Annotated in this window: 15 protein-coding genes and 1 riboswitch; of the genes, 5 read left to right on the forward strand and 10 right to left on the reverse strand. The window is 66.1% G+C overall.

From position 1 onward, the window contains the following. The first annotated feature begins 3 nt into the window (after window positions 1-3). Entirely contained in the window at window positions 4-1773 is a 1770-nt protein-coding gene (locus IEW02_RS13145) for a substrate-binding domain-containing protein (RefSeq protein ID WP_188545174.1), read from the forward strand. Window positions 1774-1782: 9 nt separating this feature from the next. Here IEW02_RS13145 and gcvP read toward each other — a convergent pair whose 3' ends face one another. From gcvP to IEW02_RS13195, 10 genes are all read right to left on the reverse strand, one after another. Continuing rightward, window positions 1783-4635, reverse strand: coding sequence for an aminomethyl-transferring glycine dehydrogenase (gene gcvP / locus IEW02_RS13150; RefSeq protein WP_188545175.1), 2853 nt, complete (start codon window positions 4633-4635; stop codon window positions 1783-1785). A gap of 196 nt (window positions 4636-4831) precedes the next feature. Beyond that, window positions 4832-4943, reverse strand: a riboswitch (glycine riboswitch). A gap of 13 nt (window positions 4944-4956) precedes the next feature. After that, the gene (locus tag IEW02_RS13155) at window positions 4957-5526 is read right to left on the reverse strand and encodes a MerR family transcriptional regulator (protein WP_229746022.1); all 570 of its coding nucleotides are present in this window, start codon (window positions 5524-5526) and stop codon (window positions 4957-4959) included. 257 nt (window positions 5527-5783) lie between these two features. Further along, the gene (locus IEW02_RS13160) at window positions 5784-6257 is read right to left on the reverse strand and encodes a bifunctional nuclease family protein (RefSeq protein WP_188545177.1); all 474 of its coding nucleotides are present in this window, start codon (window positions 6255-6257) and stop codon (window positions 5784-5786) included. 117 nt (window positions 6258-6374) lie between these two features. Next, window positions 6375-7106 carry a transcriptional regulator FtsR gene (gene ftsR / locus IEW02_RS13165; RefSeq protein WP_188545178.1) on the reverse strand — a complete coding sequence of 244 codons (732 nt, stop codon included), beginning with the start codon at window positions 7104-7106 and terminating at the stop codon, window positions 6375-6377. Continuing rightward, complete coding sequence (gene garA, locus IEW02_RS13170; protein WP_188545179.1) at window positions 7103-7600, reverse strand: glycogen accumulation regulator GarA; 498 nt, start codon at window positions 7598-7600, stop codon at window positions 7103-7105. Before garA ends, ftsR begins: the two co-directional genes overlap by 4 nt. 217 nt (window positions 7601-7817) lie before the next feature. Continuing rightward, window positions 7818-8222 (reverse strand): glycine cleavage system protein GcvH, encoded by a 405-nt coding sequence (gene gcvH, locus IEW02_RS13175; protein WP_188545180.1) that lies wholly within the window; start codon window positions 8220-8222, stop codon window positions 7818-7820. 85 nt (window positions 8223-8307) lie between these two features. Then, window positions 8308-8907, reverse strand: a complete 600-nt coding sequence (locus IEW02_RS13180) for a CDP-alcohol phosphatidyltransferase family protein (protein ID WP_188545181.1) — start codon at window positions 8905-8907, stop codon at window positions 8308-8310. Between the two features lie 49 nt (window positions 8908-8956). Continuing rightward, window positions 8957-9580: an NUDIX hydrolase gene (locus IEW02_RS13185; RefSeq protein WP_188545182.1), complete on the reverse strand. Its 624-nt coding sequence runs from the start codon at window positions 9578-9580 to the stop codon at window positions 8957-8959. Window positions 9581-9620: 40 nt separating this feature from the next. Next, entirely contained in the window at window positions 9621-10907 is a 1287-nt protein-coding gene (locus tag IEW02_RS13190; protein ID WP_188545183.1) for a GAF domain-containing protein, read from the reverse strand. A gap of 48 nt (window positions 10908-10955) precedes the next feature. Continuing rightward, window positions 10956-12020 (reverse strand): 2,3-butanediol dehydrogenase, encoded by a 1065-nt coding sequence (locus tag IEW02_RS13195; protein ID WP_188545184.1) that lies wholly within the window; start codon window positions 12018-12020, stop codon window positions 10956-10958. 246 nt (window positions 12021-12266) lie between these two features. On the opposite strand from IEW02_RS13195, the gene IEW02_RS13200 reads away from it, so the two are divergent. The 4 genes from IEW02_RS13200 (at window position 12267) to IEW02_RS13215 (ending at window position 16526) form a co-directional block, all read left to right on the forward strand. Next, entirely contained in the window at window positions 12267-14108 is a 1842-nt protein-coding gene (locus tag IEW02_RS13200) for an NAD(P)/FAD-dependent oxidoreductase (protein WP_188545185.1), read from the forward strand. A 191-nt stretch (window positions 14109-14299) separates the two neighbouring features. Further along, complete coding sequence (locus IEW02_RS13205) at window positions 14300-14590, forward strand: DUF3263 domain-containing protein (RefSeq protein WP_188545186.1); 291 nt, start codon at window positions 14300-14302, stop codon at window positions 14588-14590. 50 nt (window positions 14591-14640) lie between these two features. After that, window positions 14641-15192, forward strand: coding sequence for an Rv1733c family protein (locus IEW02_RS13210; protein WP_188545187.1), 552 nt, complete (start codon window positions 14641-14643; stop codon window positions 15190-15192). Window positions 15193-15203: 11 nt separating this feature from the next. Continuing rightward, entirely contained in the window at window positions 15204-16526 is a 1323-nt protein-coding gene (locus IEW02_RS13215) for a flavin monoamine oxidase family protein (RefSeq protein ID WP_188545188.1), read from the forward strand. Window positions 16527-16563: the final 37 nt, after the last annotated feature.

Here is a 16563-nt window from a genome sequence, read left to right on the forward strand (position 1 = left end):
GTCATGGGCGAACACCGCCGCGAGTCCGACGACGGAGGTGGTCGGGGGGTCAGCAAAGGCCCGATCATCGCCGTCGTCGCACTCGTCGTGGTCGCCGCCCTGGTGTTCGGTTGGTTCGAGCTGCGCAACCAGATTTCCGACCAGGGGGCCGAGGCCGCACAGGCGTGCGTCGAAGGTCCGTCGACGGTCGAGGTGTCCGCTGATCCCGACATCGCCGAGTCGATCACCGAACTCGCCGGCCGGTGGAACGACACCGCACCCGTGGTTCGCGATCACTGCATCACGCTGAACGTCACCGCCGCCCCGTCTGCGGCGATGGCCTCGGCTCTGCAGGGAGGGTCGGCCGCGCCCACGACGGGTCCGCGGCCGGCTCTGTGGATACCGAGCAGCTCGGCGGCGGCAGCGCCCGTCCTCGAGCAGACCGGTGCCGTGAACGGCACCCCCAAGTCCCTGGCATCGAGTCCGGTGGTGCTCGCTGCGCCCGGCGATCTGACTGCCGCTCTCGGCGCGGCCGCCGCCGGGTGGGCCGATCTACCTCGCCTCGCCGGGGTCGCCGGCTCGCTCGACGCGATCGGCTTGACCGGATGGGGTTCGCTCCGCATGGCCTTACCGTCCGGAGCCGGTTCGGACGCAACGACTCTCGCAACGGACGCTGTGGCGATCGGCCTCGCCGGCGCCACGACCGAACCGCTCACTGCCGACCAGGTCTCCTCCGGAACCGTCGTCGCCGGTCTGTCGCAACTGGCCCTGGCCGAGACCGCCGACCCGCCCGCCGACACCGGGGCAGCCCTGGCACAGATCGTCTCCGAAGCCGATCCCGCGCAGGGCACCTTCCACGTGGTCCCTGCCACCGAGCAACAGCTGTATGCGACGCGGAAGGCCGGTTCGACCCTCACCGTCTACCGGCCGGCCGGGGCGACGCCCATCGCGGATCATCCATCAGTGGTGCTGTCCGGTGTCGACGAGACGCAGAGCAGTGCAGCTGCCGAATTCGTCGACTATGTCCTGGGGTCGGATCAGCAGAACATGTTGGGTCAGGCCGGGTTTCGTGTCGCCGGCCCGGAGAGGCAGCCGGTCGCGCCGGCGAGCTCGGACGGGCTGGAATTCACCGCTGTCGGACTACCGGCACCGGCACCCACTGCAGGGGCGTCCGCTGCGGTCGCGTCGACTCTCGCGAACCCCGTCTCCCCCACGACGACGACGGTTCTCCTCGACGTCTCCGGCTCCATGGAGACCGTGGACGGCTCGGCCTCGAGGCTGACCAACACCACCCGCGCTCTGACCGCCGGCATCTCCGGCCGGCCGGACTCCGCAGACGTCGGACTGTGGGTCTACAGCCGCAACCTCGACGGAACCACTGCTTATCGCATCGAGGAGCCGACGGGTCCGCTGGGAGACGGCGAGCGTCGATCCGCGTTGGCATCGGATCTGTCGGCACTGCGACCGGCCACCGCGACGTCGACCTACGTGTCGGTGCAGGCCGCCTACCGCGCGGCGGTCGACAACTGGGACGCAGGGCGTAGCAATTCGCTTCTCCTGATCACCGACGGTCCCAACGACGACGCCTCCCTGACGGCAGCGACGTTCCTCACGAACGTTCGACCCGACCCGGCCCGGCCGGTGCGCATCGACGTCGTCTCTCTGGCAACGAACTCCGATCTCGCCACCCTGCGCACGCTGGCGCAACAGACGGGAGGCGAACTCGTCGAGACGTCGTCGTCGGACCCGTCCTTCGCGAGCACGATCGGGCGTCTGCTCGCGAAGGAGGAGTGAGAGGGACCGTCAGGCGAAGGCTTCGATGGGCGGGCACGAACAGATCAGGTTGCGATCGCCGTGCACTCCGTCGATGCGCCGCACACTCGGCCACACCTTCGGACGGGTCGTTCCCAGTGGGTACGCCGCGATCTCTCGCGAGTACGGGTGTGCCCATTCCTCCGCGACCAGTGCGTGCGCGGTGTGGGGGGCGCCGCGCAGCGGATTGTCGTCGACGGGCCACTCCCCCGAGCCGACTCTGTCGATCTCGCCCTTGATGGCGATCATCGCGTCGCAGAATGCGTCGATCTCCTCTAGGCTTTCGCTCTCGGTCGGCTCGACCATGAGGGTTCCCGACACAGGGAAACTCATCGTGGGCGCATGAAACCCGTAGTCCGCCAGCCGTTTTGCCACGTCGTCGACCGTCACGCCGGTCTTCTTCGTCATCGGCCGCAGGTCCAGGATGCACTCGTGTGCCACCATCGCCCGGTCTCCGGTGTAGAGGACGGGGAAGTACTCGTCGAGTCGGCGCGCGATGTAGTTGGCCGAGGCGATGGCCGTCAGCGTGGCGCGCCGCAGGCCCGTGGCACCCATCATTCGGATGTAGGCCCAGGTGATCGGCAGGATCGAAGCGCTGCCGTACGGGGCGGCCGACACCGCTCCCGCACTCCCGAGTCCGGGCACCGTCGGGTGACCGGGGAGGAAGGGTGCGAGGTGCTCGCGGACCCCGATGGGGCCGACCCCGGGACCGCCGCCACCGTGCGGGATGCAGAACGTCTTGTGCAGGTTCAGGTGGCTGACGTCGCCACCGAATCGGCCCGGACGTGCCACGCCGACAAGGGCATTGAGGTTCGCACCGTCGACGTAGACCTGCCCACCCGCGTCGTGCACCGCCGCGCAGATGTCGGCGATCTCGTGCTCGTACACACCGTGCGTCGACGGGTAGGTGATCATGATCGCGGCCAGGGTGTCCCGGTGCGTCTCGACCTTGTTCCTCAGGTCGTCGACGTCGACGTCGCCGTTCTCCCGGCACGAGACCACCACGACCTTCATTCCGGCCATGACGGCGGACGCGGCGTTGGTGCCGTGTGCACTCGACGGGATGAGGCAGATGGTGCGCTCGTCGTCGCCGCGGCTGCGGTGGTATTCGCGAATCGCGAGCAGTCCCGCGTACTCGCCTTGGCTACCGGCGTTGGGTTGGAGGCTGACGGAGTCGTACCCGGTCACGGCAACGAGCCACTTTTCGAGGTCGTCGATGAGCGACATCATGCCGGGCACATCGGTGAGCGGCGCGAATGGGTGGAGCCGGTTGAAGCCGGGCCAGGTGATGGGCTCCATCTCGGCCGTGGCGTTCAACTTCATGGTGCACGAGCCGAGTGGGATCATGCTCCGGTCGAGCGCGATGTCCTTGTCCGACAACGCTCGCAGGTATCGCAGCATCGACGTCTCGGTGCGGTAGCGCGTGAACGCGGGATGGGTGAGGAACTCCGAGGAGCGCTGCATGTCGGCGGCAATCGCAGGCTGGGACGACAGCTGCTCGTCGCCGCCTCCGCCGAACGCACCGAGAACATCGGACACCGTCTGGGCCGTGGTCGTCTCGTCGCACGAGATGCCCACATGATCGTCGTCGATCAGGCGAAGGTCGATCCTGTGCTCGGACTTCGCCTTCGCAACGACGTCCGCCGCCCTACCGGGGACGTGCGCCACGACGGTGTCGAAGAAGTGTTCGTGGACGACGTCGACGCCCATCGCGGTCAGACCGGTCCCGATGCTCGACGCCCGCCCCGCAACCCGGCGCGCGATGGCAGTGAGGCCGTCCGCGCCGTGGTAGCTGGCGTACATCGCCGCGACGACTGCGAGCAGAACCTGCGCGGTGCAGATGTTCGACGTCGCCTTCTCGCGGCGGATGTGCTGCTCGCGGGTTTGCAGCGCCAAGCGGTACGCCGGATTTCCGTCGGCGTCGACCGAGACCCCCACGAGGCGCCCGGGCAACTGGCGTGCGTGCGCGGAGTGGACGGCGAGGTAGCCGGCGTGCGGGCCGCCGAACCCCATCGGGACTCCGAAGCGTTGCGATGTGCCGAAGCATGCGTCGGCGCCCTGCTCGCCCGGTGAGGTGAGCAGAGTCAGGGCGAGAAGGTCGGCGCCCACCGCGACGAGAGCCCCACGCTCGTGCGCCTGCGTGATCACGCCGGTGAGGTCGAGAATGCGGCCGGAAGCGCCGGGGTACTGGGCGAGAACTCCGTAGAACTCCCCGTCCGGCAACCCGTCGGCCAGGTCGGCTTCGACGAGCTCGATTCCCAGCGGTTCGGCCCGTGTCGCCAAGACGGCCTTCGTCTGCGGGAACAGATCCGAGTCGACGACGAGACGGGCCGACTTCGACTTGTTCGCCCGGCGGAGCAGAGTCATCGCCTCGGCCGCCGCAGTGGCCTCGTCCAACATGGACGAATTGGCGATGTCCATACCGGTCAGATCGGACACCATGGTCTGAAAATTCAGCAACGCTTCGAGGCGGCCCTGGCTGATCTCCGGTTGATACGGGGTGTAGGCGGTGTACCAGGCGGGGCTCTCGAGAATGTTCCGCACCAGCACGGGCGGTGTGAGGGTGTCGTAGTACCCGAGTCCGATCATGGACGTGGACACGGTGTTTCGGCTTGCCAGTTCGGCCAGTTCGGCCAGCGCGCGGTGCTCGTCGACCGGGGGTGGGAGTGCGTCGAGCCCCTCCGCGATGCCGTCCGTGGACCCGTCGAGGATGCTGGCCGGGACCGCTGCGGCCGCGAGTTCCTCGAGATCTGCGACACCGATGACCGCCAGCATTCTGTCGGTGTCGGACGCGTCCGGTCCGACGTGACGGTCGACGAACGAGCGTTCTGGGGACTGACTCACTGTGTTCTCCACTGGCGTTCTCCACACCTCGAACCGAGACGAGACACGCGATCGCCGCACTCGGGCGGACGTCCGCGCCTCTCCCTCTGTCGATTGCCCGACGTTCCGGGCGCCTGAGAGATTCGGCAACCGACCTGAGAGGCCGGCGCCTTTCACCGTGGGCGGGTGGGTGTGTCCACCACTTTCCAGAGGCGTCGGGGGCCGCACGGTCCTGGGTGCCTGAGAGGTTGACGGAGAGGTGTTGCTCCTTCGGCGCCCGCACCGCGGCAGTGGATCACCGCGCTACGGAACTCTCCCGTGCGACATCGACGCAGTTCGAGTCTAGCCGGTCTTGCGTGAGGACCGGTTCTTGCGACGCGACGCGAGCTCGTCCTCGGGTGTCGGTTCGCTCTCGCCACCGTCGGCACGCTCGGCCGGGAAGTCGGCGATGGTTCCGGTGAGTTCGCGCATCGCACCGGACACCGCGATACCGAACACTCCCTGTCCGCCCTGGAGAAGATCGACCACCTCTTCGGCGGACGTGCACTCGTAGACGGTGGTGCCGTCCGAGAACAGGGTGATCCGCGCCAGGTCGGCCACGCCACGACGGCGAAGGTGGTCGACGGCCACCCGGATGTTCTGCAGTGAGATACCGGTGTCGAGAAGCCGCTTCACGATCTTCAGGACCAGGATGTCCTTGAAGGAGTAGAGCCGCTGGCTCCCCGATCCGGCCGCCCCGCGGATGGACGGGACCACGAGGCCGGTCCTGGCCCAGTAGTCGAGTTGACGGTAGGTGATTCCGGCGATCTGGCAGGCGCTGGGTACGCGGTATCCGACGAGTTCGTCGGGAATGGAGTCGTCGGGGAACAAGCCCGGCTGAACGTCGGCGACGTTCGGAGCGAGCAGCGTCATCTGCTCGGGCTCCTGCGGCTGATCTGCCACGTAAATACTCCCTCTCGGATCTCCCATTGCGCGCCCTGGCAACGAGTTCCGTACCGCCGGGCGTTCGGAGAACACAGTATGTGAAGACTACGCCCCCACCGACCCGACAACACGTCCTTCTCACGACCTCGACGCTTGCTGAACCGAACGCTATGGGTCCGAGCGGTCGCGATCAATGCGCCACGCCCAAACCTCAACCTCGAGTCGAGGGTGAGACTGAACTGTTATCAACCGTCCGTGGCCTTGAAGTCGTCCGGTGACACCGACTCGAGGAACTCCTTGAACTTCTCGACCTCGTCCTCGCTCTCGTCGGGCATGATCAACCCCGCTTCGGCCAGCACCGCTTCTTCGGCGAAGATCGGTACACCGGCACGCAAGGCGATCGCCACCGAGTCCGACGGACGGGCCGACACCCGGATGTTCTTCTCGAAGACCAGATCTGCGTAGAACGTGCCCTCCTGGAGGTCCACGATCCGCACCTCTTTGAGCGTGTGCCCGAGTGCGGTCACAATGTCCCGAATCAAGTCATGGGTCAGCGGACGCGGCGGCTGTACTCCCTGTTGCTCGAGCGCGATGGCGCTCGCCTCGGTCTGCCCGATCCAGATCGGAAGGTATCGATCACCGTCCGACTCACGGAGAAGGAGCACCGGTTGGTTCTGCGGTTGCTCGACCCGGATCCCGATCACGCGCATCTCGCTCATCGCGCCTGCCTCCCACCTGGTGTTTCTCGCAAGAAAAGTCGCGGCCGACAGGCCGCAACTCCAGTCTATTCACACTCCGTCGCCGCGATGGATCGACGGTCGTCGGCGTTGTGCGAGTCAACGATCGAGCATGCCTCGGACGGCTTGCTTCACGAGCGATGTGTGCAGCATCAGGGACAACGCGGCCAGTTCCCGAACGAGCTCCTCGGCGCGATCTCGGGCGCCGGCGTCTCGGCTCATCGCCACGGGCCCCGCGATCTGCGCCACCAGACCTGCCTCGCGGTCGGCCGCGAGCTTGAACGCACGCAGGTGTCGCACCTCGAGACCGAACTCGGTCATCGCGGACGCCGTTCGAGCCAGCACCACTGCCTCGTCGTCGTAGAAGCCGGCGGGTCCCGGAGTCACCAAGCCGCTCGAACGCAGCTGTGCCAGAAAGGCGTCGTCGATCCCGGCCCTTTCCAACAGGTCGGCCTTGCTCATCCTGGTCTGCGGATCCGCCAGAAATTCGTCCGGCGACACGCTGCCGGGGGCAACGGCCAGAGTTCGTGGTCGGCGAGCGAGGGGCGGGGCGAGCGCCGCGCTTCCCTCGTCCATCGCTTCGAGTTGCTCTTTGATCACCTTGAGCGGCAGGTACTGGTCGCGCTGCGCAGTCAGGACGTACCGCAGACGCTCACAATCCTCGATGGAGAAGCGCCGATAACCCGACGCGGTGCGCTCGGGCGAGATGAGTCCCTCCGCCTCGAGGAAACGAATCTTCGAGATGGTGACGTCGGGAAAGTCGGGCCGCAGTCGATCCAGGACGGAGCCGATCGACATCCCTCCGCGTGACTGCTGCCCGACCGCTGTCACTGGCTGCCCGCACCTGCAGACGCTTCACCGATCTGGCTGCCGCCCGCGGAGCCGCGGGGACCGGTGAGGAACACGAGACGGAACTTGCCGATCTGTACCTCGTCGCCGTTCGCGAGCACGGCGGAGTCGACAGGTTCACGGTTCACGTACGTGCCGTTCAGGCTGCCGACGTCCACGACCTGGAAGTCGTCCTCTTCCTGTCGGAACTCGGCGTGCCGACGGCTGACGGTCACGTCGTCGAGAAAGATGTCGCTGTCGGGGTGGCGACCGGCCGAGGTGGTCGGCTGATCGAGCAGAAAACGAGACCCGGCGTTCGGACCGCGCTTGACCACGAGAAGCGCCGACCCGACGGGCAGTCCTTCGACACCCGACACGGGGGCTTCCGTGTTCGACGGAGCGGCCTTGTCGAGCTCGTTCAGGAAATCTGCCCGGAAGACGGATGTCGTCTCTGCCGGCGATTCGCCGTACACGCCATCGTTGCCGTTATCGCTCACGTTTCTCCTCCTCGATCTGATCGCCCCGACTGACGCGGAAGGCAATTCAGGACATTCTCGGTCACGGTCGTCCGACTCGTGCTTCTTCGGCTTGTACTTCTACGAACCATGCCGGTGCGACACGAGGTCCGGTCGTGACCTCTCGTGAGGACAATACCGACCGTACCTTGCGCGCGGGTGCGCATGGCGCTGCTTACCGGTTGTTCGGCGGCAGACGTTATGCCTCTGTGATCGCCGCGTACGCCTCGGCGTCCAGCATCGCGTCGAGCAGATCGTCGAGTTCGGACTCCGAGTCCACCGCCAGGTCGACCAACCACCCTGCGCCGTACGGGTCCGAGTTCACCAACTCCGGGTCGCCGTCCAATTCACCGTTCACCGCAACGACTTTCGCGGACAACGGGGAGTAGATATCGGACACGCTCTTCGTCGATTCGACCTCGCCGAGCGACTCCCCGGATGCGACGGCCTCGTCGACGGTCGGCAATTGCACGAACACGACGTCGCCGAGCTGGGACTGTGCGAAGTCCGTGATACCCACCCGCACCGCCGTCGGTCCGGTGCGCTGCACCCATTCGTGCTCGGCCGTGTACTTCAACTCGGTCGGGATATCGGTCTCGCTCACCCTTACCAGTTCCTTTCGACGTGTCCATGGGCCGTCGGCCCGGGACGAGCGTATTTGCGCGCTCCGGCATCTCGCAAGACGACCCCTACTTCCGGTCGGCGCGGCCGACGACCGGAATCCGGCGCGCCACCCTGATGGCCTTGATCAGGTACAGAGCGCCCGTCCAGACGTAGAGCCCGGTCCCCCACACGAGCAGTGCGTGCCCGACCGGGTCGGCCACCACCGAGACCACCCAATCACCCTGCGCTGCAAGCAGAATGGGAAGAGCGGACATGATGACGAACGTTGCTGCTTTACCGAGGTAGATGACGTCGGGCGGCGGCAACCCGCGGCTCTTGTAGACGAACATGGTCAACCCCAGAATCGCGTCCCGACCGATGAGCAGCGCAGCGACCCACCACGGGATGATGCCGCGGACGGCGAACGCAACCAGCACGGTGACGACGAACAGTCGATCGACCAGCGGATCGAGAAGCGCACCGAGCCGCGAGGATTGGTCGAGAAGCCGCGCGAGCTTGCCGTCCAGCCAGTCCGTCGCACCGATGATCATCAACAGCGCGAGCGCCCAGCCGTCGGCCCTCGGACCCAGCAGCAGATACACGAATACCGGAATCCCCAGCAACCGCAGCAGACTCAGCGCGTTCGGTACCGTCACGATCCGGTCCTGTGACGTCGCTTCGGTCATGGCGTCAGCCTGCCATACTGCCGGCCGTTCATCGGGATGCGAGAACGGCTCAGCGCCACGCGAAGACGGGCTGCTCGAAGTCGGCCACGCGTGTGTGCCGACCCGCGAGTACGACCTCACGGAACTGGTGCACGATCGCCCCGGTCGGCGCATGGACCAGGGACTCCCGGAACGGCCACTGGATCACCGGACGCGGCGACTCGGGAATGGTGACGAACCGAACGTCGACATCGATCTCGGTGGCGGTCACCGAGTAGACCACCGCGACTTCGTCGTGGTTGACGAGGACCGGGCCAGGCGCTTCGGCCGCCCATACGACGAACGGACGGATCACGAAGCCCGAACGAGTCACGTAGTCGTCGAGACGACCGAGAACGTCGGCGTCGGTCAACTCGAGTCCCACCTCCTCGTGCAATTCGCGAAGGGCGGCTCGAACAGCGGTTTCACCGGCGTCGACACTTCCTCCCGGCAGGGCGAACTGACCGGGGTGTGCGCGCATGGTGGTAGGGCGTCGGGTCAGGACGATGTGTCGCCGACCCGGTTCACCGGCGACCGCAATCACTACCGAGGCCATGCGGACGCCCTGCGGGGCACTCTCGTCGATCCCGCGTGGTTCGAACCCCGACAGCGCCTGCTCGATCGCGGATCGTTCGAGCCTGAAGTCCGATGCCATCACCAGACCATATCGCCCGGCGACGAACGGGATCGTCCGCTCAGGCCACGACGTCCGCGGCCCTGACGAACGGAGCCGACGAGTGCGGCAACACTCGCCCCGGCACCTCCGGAACGAGAACGTCCACCGCTACCGCGTCGTCGAAGCGGTAAGGGTGACCCGAAAGAATCCCCGCGAAATGCTTGCGAAGCCGCGATACCTCGGCTCGGACGGTCAGCGTTCGCGAGCGGTCCCCGAAGAGGTCGTCGGCAAGTTCCGGAGCAGTCCGGCCGTCACGGTGGTGAGCCAGGACGAAGAGGATCTCCGCATGCCGGGGGGTGGCCTCGTGCGTCCACTCACCGACCGGTCCGGCGATGTGCACCGTCGCGCGCTCCGGATTTCTCAGATCCAGCGTGACATGGGTGGTTCCGGTCGCGGAGTCGTCCTCCGCGATTCGCACCAGCCAGCCGCCCGGCAACGCGTCGACGTCGCACAGACCCAAGGACGGCACCCAGAACCGACCCGGCGACACGTTGTCGGGCAACAGAACTCGGCTTCGAAGCGGCACCGACTCGACGGCCGCGACCCAACCGTGAGCGTCCACCGCCAGCGCCGGTCCTCGATGACGCGCGAGAACCGGCGCCGCGATCGCTCGCAACCGATCGAGAGTGCATCGATGGTCCTCACGAAGATGCGACTCGGCGAGCCGGGCGACGGCGTCGACGAGGGCCAGAGTGGTCGGATGTACCGACCGAGCGGGTCCGCTCACATCGACCGCGCCGAGAACATCACCGGTTCGCGGATCTCGGATGGGCGCTCCGGCGCAGGTCCACGGATGGTGACTGCGGACGTAGTGCTCGGCCGAGAAGATCTGAACGGCGCGGCGTGAGACCAGGGCCGTCCCGATTGCATTGGTACCCACGGAGTTCTCAGCCCAATTCGCCCCCTCGACGAACCCGAGTCGGTCCGCTCGGCCGAGGACCGTGGTGGTTCCGCTACGCCACAACACTCGCCCGGACCTGTCGGCGATGACCAAGATGTTCTCACCGTCGCGAACCACGGATTCGAGTCCGCGGCCCAGATCGTCCAGAACGTCGAACAGGCCGGACTGTCGACGGGCGAACTCGAGGTCGGACATGTCGATGGTCGGGGTATCGGGTGCGCGCTGTTCCGGGTCGACGCCGGCCGACATCAAGCGGCGCCACGAGTCGCCGATGACATCGCGTGGACGCGCCGGCGCCCGGTCGCCCGACATCGTCGCGTCGTAGACGGCAGTGAGGATCTGCGCGTAGCGGCGAGGGTCTTCCCCTGCCGCTACCGCAGCTTCCGGACCCGTCGAATGAACCATCGTCATTCAGTGTGCTCCGGATCACAGGTCGAACGCAACGAGACGACGTCAGCGTTCGCCACTGCCACCGACCGACGGATCCACGAGAACCTTCATCTTCGTGCCGGCGTGCAACGCTTCGAAACCGTCGTCGATGACGCCGTCGAGGGAAATCTTGTCGACCCAACCCGTGGTGTCGTACTTGCCCTCCGCCATCAGCGCGATCACTGCGTCGTAGTCCGCCGACGTGTAACAGAGCGACCCTTGAATGCGTGACTCGTTCATCACGAGGTCGATCAGTGGCGTGCTGAGGGGCTTTTCGTAGATCGCGACACTGACCATCGGCTTGCGAGCACCCACACACCCGAGCGCCGTTTCGACCGAAGCCTGCACACCCGCAGCGTCGTACACCGCGTCGGCGCCGCGGCCGTCGGTGAGGTCCGCAACATAAGCCGGCACGTCGAGTGCCGTCGGATCCAGGGTCCTCGCGCCCAGCGCCTCGATGGACTTCCGCCGAGTCGTCGACGGTTCCACGACATACACGTTCTCGAGGCCTTTTCCACGGAGTGCGAACCACAGACCGATACCGATCGGGCCCGCTCCGAACACCATCGCCGTGTCGTCGGACTTCGGTTCACCGAGTGTCGCAGCGTGATACGCCACGGACATCGGTTCGACGAGGGCCCCCAATTCCAGCGACACATTGTCGGGAAGGTGATGAATCATGTTTCTCGGAACGACCGTGAACTCGGCCATCCCGCCGTCGGACATCAACCCGTGGAAGCCGATCTGGGCGCAGATGTTGTAGTTGCCGGCACGGCACGGTCCGCAATGACCGCAGCGATACAGCGGTTCGATCGCGACCCGGTCGCCGACCGCGACGCCGGTGACGCCCGTGCCCACCTCGGCGACGGTGCCGGAGAACTCGTGGCCGAGGACGATCGGTAGTTGCTGACCGGTCAACGGGTGCGGTTCCGTCGGGATGAAGATCGGCCCTGCGTAGTACTCGTGCAGATCCGTTCCGCAGATCCCGTTGAAGCCGACCGCGACCTTGACCTGTCCGTGGCCGGGGGACGGCTCGGGGACGTCGGCGATCTCCACCTTGTTCGGGCCGTAGTACACAGCTGCGCGCATCGGGTCTCACTCCTCGACATTCGTTCCGCAGGAACAACTCCTGCCGATGCATGTATGTCTATGTGGCCCGGAGCACAGGGAGAAGGGTTGCAGGCCGTTGCATTCATCGTCCGTTCCCACTCGATCGGCCCGAAGGAAATCGTGCCTCCGAGACCTGCGTGCAACACGGTGCAACCCTCGACATCCGGCCGAGAAACGAGTGTGCTGGGTCACAGCACACGCACACGATCAGCAAGGGAGTCGGTAATGACCCAGACCATCGAACCGGTCGCGCAGACCCATACACGCACGCCGCAGGAACGCGTCGATGCATGGCTCGGAGAATTCGAGAGCGCCCTCGTCGCCCGCGACGTCGACCGGGCCGCGTCCATGTTCGCGGTCGACAGCTTCTGGCGCGACCTCGTGACCTTCACCTGGAATCTCAAGACGGTCGAAGGTCGAGACGGAGTTCGAGACCTGCTCTCCCACCGACTCGGGGACACCGACCCCACCGGGTTTCACACGATCGAGGAGCCGGACGAGGCAGACGGTGTCGTGTCCGCATGGATCGAGTTCGAGACCGCCACCAGTAGGGGCAAAGGCCACCTGCGACTGATCGAGGTACCCGATACCGGAGCCGACTCGGCGTGGACGTTCCTCACCACCATGCAAGAACTCAAGGGTCACGAGGAACAGCAGGGCCATTCACGTGTCAAGGGCGCGGTGCACGGATCGAACGCCGACGCGCAGAGTTGGGCCGAGCGACGTGAAGCCGAGGAGAAGGATCTCGGCTACGGAACACAGCCGTACGTCCTCGTCGTCGGAGGCGGCCAGGGCGGTATCGCACTCGGTGCCAGGTTCCGCCAGTTGGGCGTCCCTGCCATCGTCGTCGACCGCGCCGAACGGCCCGGAGACCAGTGGCGAGGTCGGTACAAGTCTCTGTGCCTGCACGACCCGGTCTGGTACGACCACCTGCCCTACCTGCCGTTTCCGCCGAACTGGCCGGTGTTCGCGCCCAAGGACAAGATCGGCGACTGGCTCGAGATGTACACGAAGGTGATGGAGGTCCCGTACTGGACGAAGACCACGGCAAAATCGGCCACCTACGACGAGCAGAATAAGGAATGGACGGTCGTCGTCGATCGTGACGGCGACGAGGTGGTTCTACGGCCGAAGCAACTGGTGATGGCCACCGGGATGTCGGGCAAGAAGAACGTGCCGAACTTCCCGGGTATGGACGAATTCGAAGGCGAGCAACACCATTCGAGCGAACACCCCGGCCCCGACGCGTATGTCGGCAAGCGTGTGGTGGTGGTGGGTTCGAACAATTCGGCGCACGACATCTGCAAGGCCCTGTACGAAACCGGCGTCGACGTGACCATGCTGCAGCGCTCCTCGACCCACATCGTCAAGTCCGACTCCCTCTGCGACATCGCCCTGGGGGATCTGTACTCCGAGCGCGCGGTGGAGTCCGGGATGACCACTCAGAAGGCAGATCTGACGTTCGCGTCGCTGCCCTACCGGATCATGCACGAGTTCCAGATTCCGGTGTATCAGCGGATTGCGGAGCAGGACAAGGAGTTCTACGACCGCCTCGAGCAGGTCGGTTTCCAGCACGACTTCGGCGACGACGGCAGTGGCCTGTTCATGAAGTACCTGCGACGGGGGTCCGGCTACTACATCGACGTCGGCGCGTCCGAACTGGTCGCCGACGGAAAGATCAAGTTGGTTGCCGGACAAGTGGAACGGATCAGCAGGACCGGTGTCGTTCTCGACGACGGTACGGAGTTGCCGGCGGATCTCATCGTCTACGCAACCGGCTACGGGTCGATGAACGGCTGGGTCGCCGACCTGATCGACCAGGAGACAGCGGACAAGGTCGGCAAATGCTGGGGCCTGGGCTCGGACACCACCAAGGACCCAGGGCCGTGGGAGGGCGAGCAACGAAACATGTGGAAGCCCACCCAGCAGGAGAACATGTGGTTCCACGGCGGCAATCTTCATCAGTCCCGGCACTATTCGCTGTATCTCGCACTGCAGATCAAGGCTCGGTACGAAGGAATTCCCACCCCGGTGTACGGGCTGCAGGAAGTGCACCATCTGAAGTGACCACCCACGGCCGCGAACCCCGACGCAATTCGGGGTTCGCGGCCGAGTTCGGTTCGCGACCGTACCGAAGGCTGGACTCGCGGGCAGGTCACGGACCTCCGGTACCGGTCGGTACGCGGTCGTTACCGCCGTTCATCGGGCGTTTACCGGCGCGCACCTCACCGGCATCGACAATGGTGATACTTGACTTCGTGCCACCACCGGACCCCATCCTGTTCCCGCCCTTCGTCGAGCCGACCGATTCCGGGTCGGAGTCGACGTCGCTCGCAGACGGCGCCGCGCTGCTCGACTTCGGTCAGCGGTGGTATCCGTTCGGGGGCGGCGCGGCCGAAAGCATCTTCGTCGAATTCGGCCTGTCCTCGAGCGAGTTCTTCGGTCGCCTCCGGACGCTGTTGACAGGGCCGTCGAGCAGGGGCATGGATCCAGCGGTCGTCGCCGACATGCTCACGGTCTGCAGGAAGCGATTGTGGTTGGGCGAGTAACAACTCGCCGAGGACGGTGGCGCGGACATCCTCGCACGTCACGGTTCCGAATGAAGGACATGCGAGCAGAACCCCTCACCCGGCGAGTCGACATCATGGAAGCACGCGTTCTGCGCATCCTCGCGCTGACGGCGGTGCTCATCGGGACTCTCGCTGTGGTGTGCGGCTCCATCTGGATGGGCAGTCAATCGAGTGCGACGTCCGCGCCGCCGCCCGCCGTCAGTCGCGTCACGGCGGAAACCGACGCGGCCACTCGAGCAGCGACCCCCAGTTCCACGGCTATCGGTTCGTACGGATCGACCACCGTCTCCGCGCACTGGACGTGGAACGGCGCCCAACGGACCGGCACGATCACTGTCCCGGCCAACACACCCGCCGGAACCCGGGTACCGCTGACTGTGGATTCGACCGGCGCACCCGCATCTCTTCGACCGGCCCCGGCGAGCGCCGGGGTGATGGCGACCGTCACCGGATTCGTACTGCTCGCCCTGACCGTGGCCGCCTACGTCGCCGCTCGCCTCGCCGTTCGACGCAGATTCGACGAACAGCGTGACAAGCAGTGGGACCACGACCTCGCTGTGTTCTACGGACGAATCGGCTAGCGTTCGACAGCGTGAACACCGCCGACACCCTGGTCCTCGGCGCCGGCATAGCCGGATCGACCGTTGCGCGGATTCTTGCCGGAGCCGGCAGGCGGGTGATCGTTCTGGAAGCCCGAGATCGCGTGGGCGGCAGACTGTGGACTTCTCGAACCGGCGGCGACGTACTCGATTACGGCGCGTCCTGGATTCACGGCGTCGACGGCAATCCTCTGGCCACTGCCGCCGACGCATTCGGGTTGCGCACCACCGAGTTCACCGTCGGCAGTTTTCAACCGGACGGGCGGCCGATCGCCTACTACTCCCCGGCCGGCATCCGGTTGACGGACGACGACGCTGCCCGATTCGCATCCGACATCCACTCCTTCGATGTCGTGCTGGCGAGGGTCGTCACCGCCTCCGAACGTGGAACCTCCTACGGCGACTGTGTCGATGCCGCCCTGTCACAGTGTGATTGGGACGACGACCGCCGCGCCCGCGTTCACGAATTCATGCGGCACCGCGCAGAGGAGCAGCTCGGCGTCTGGATCGACGATCTCGATGCTCACGGCCTCGACGACGACGCGATCTTCGGCGACGAAGTCGTCTTCCCCGACGGCTACGACCGGCTCGCCACACACCTGACCGACGGGCTCGACGTACGGCTCGAGCACACGGCGACCCGCGTGACGTGGTCGAGCACCGGTGTCACCGTCGAGACCGACCGAGGTGTCTTCGAGGCAGCCCGAACCGTGATCACCGTCCCCGTCGGGGTATTGAAGTCGTCCGGCTTCGTCGTCGAACCAGAATTACCGGACCCGGTGGCGCGCGCCTTGAGACGTCTGGAGATGAACGCGTTCGAGAAGGTGTTCCTTCGCTTTCCCACCAAGTTCTGGGACGACGACGTGTATGCCGTCCGCCGTCAAGGTGAGGCCGGACGGTGGTGGCATTCCTGGTACGACGTGAGCGTGCCCGGCGGCTCGCCGACGCTGCTGACGTTCGCAGCCGGGCCCTGCGCGCGCGAGACCCGGAACTGGCCGGACACCCGGATCGCCGACTCCGTTCTCGACGCACTGCGCGAGCTGTACGGAGACCTCGTCGTACGGCCGGATCGCGTCCACGTCACGCGCTGGCAGGACGACCCGTTCTCGCGGGGCTCGTATTCCTACCCCACTGTGGGGTCGACTCCGACCGACCACGACGACCTCGCGACGCCGGTCGGAGGTGTGCTTCATCTGGCCGGCGAAGCCACCTGGACCGACGATCCGTCCACGGTGACCGCGGCGCTGCGATCGGGCCACCGGGCGGCTGAACGCATTCTCGGGCGCGCCGTGGCGTTCGACGAACTGTGGTCGTGACACCTACACGAAACGTGCCTGCACACGAAAAAGGCAG

The sequence above is a fragment of the Rhodococcoides trifolii genome, assembly GCF_014635345.1.
In the GTDB taxonomy this organism is placed as follows: Bacteria; Actinomycetota; Actinomycetes; order Mycobacteriales; family Mycobacteriaceae; genus Rhodococcoides; species Rhodococcoides trifolii.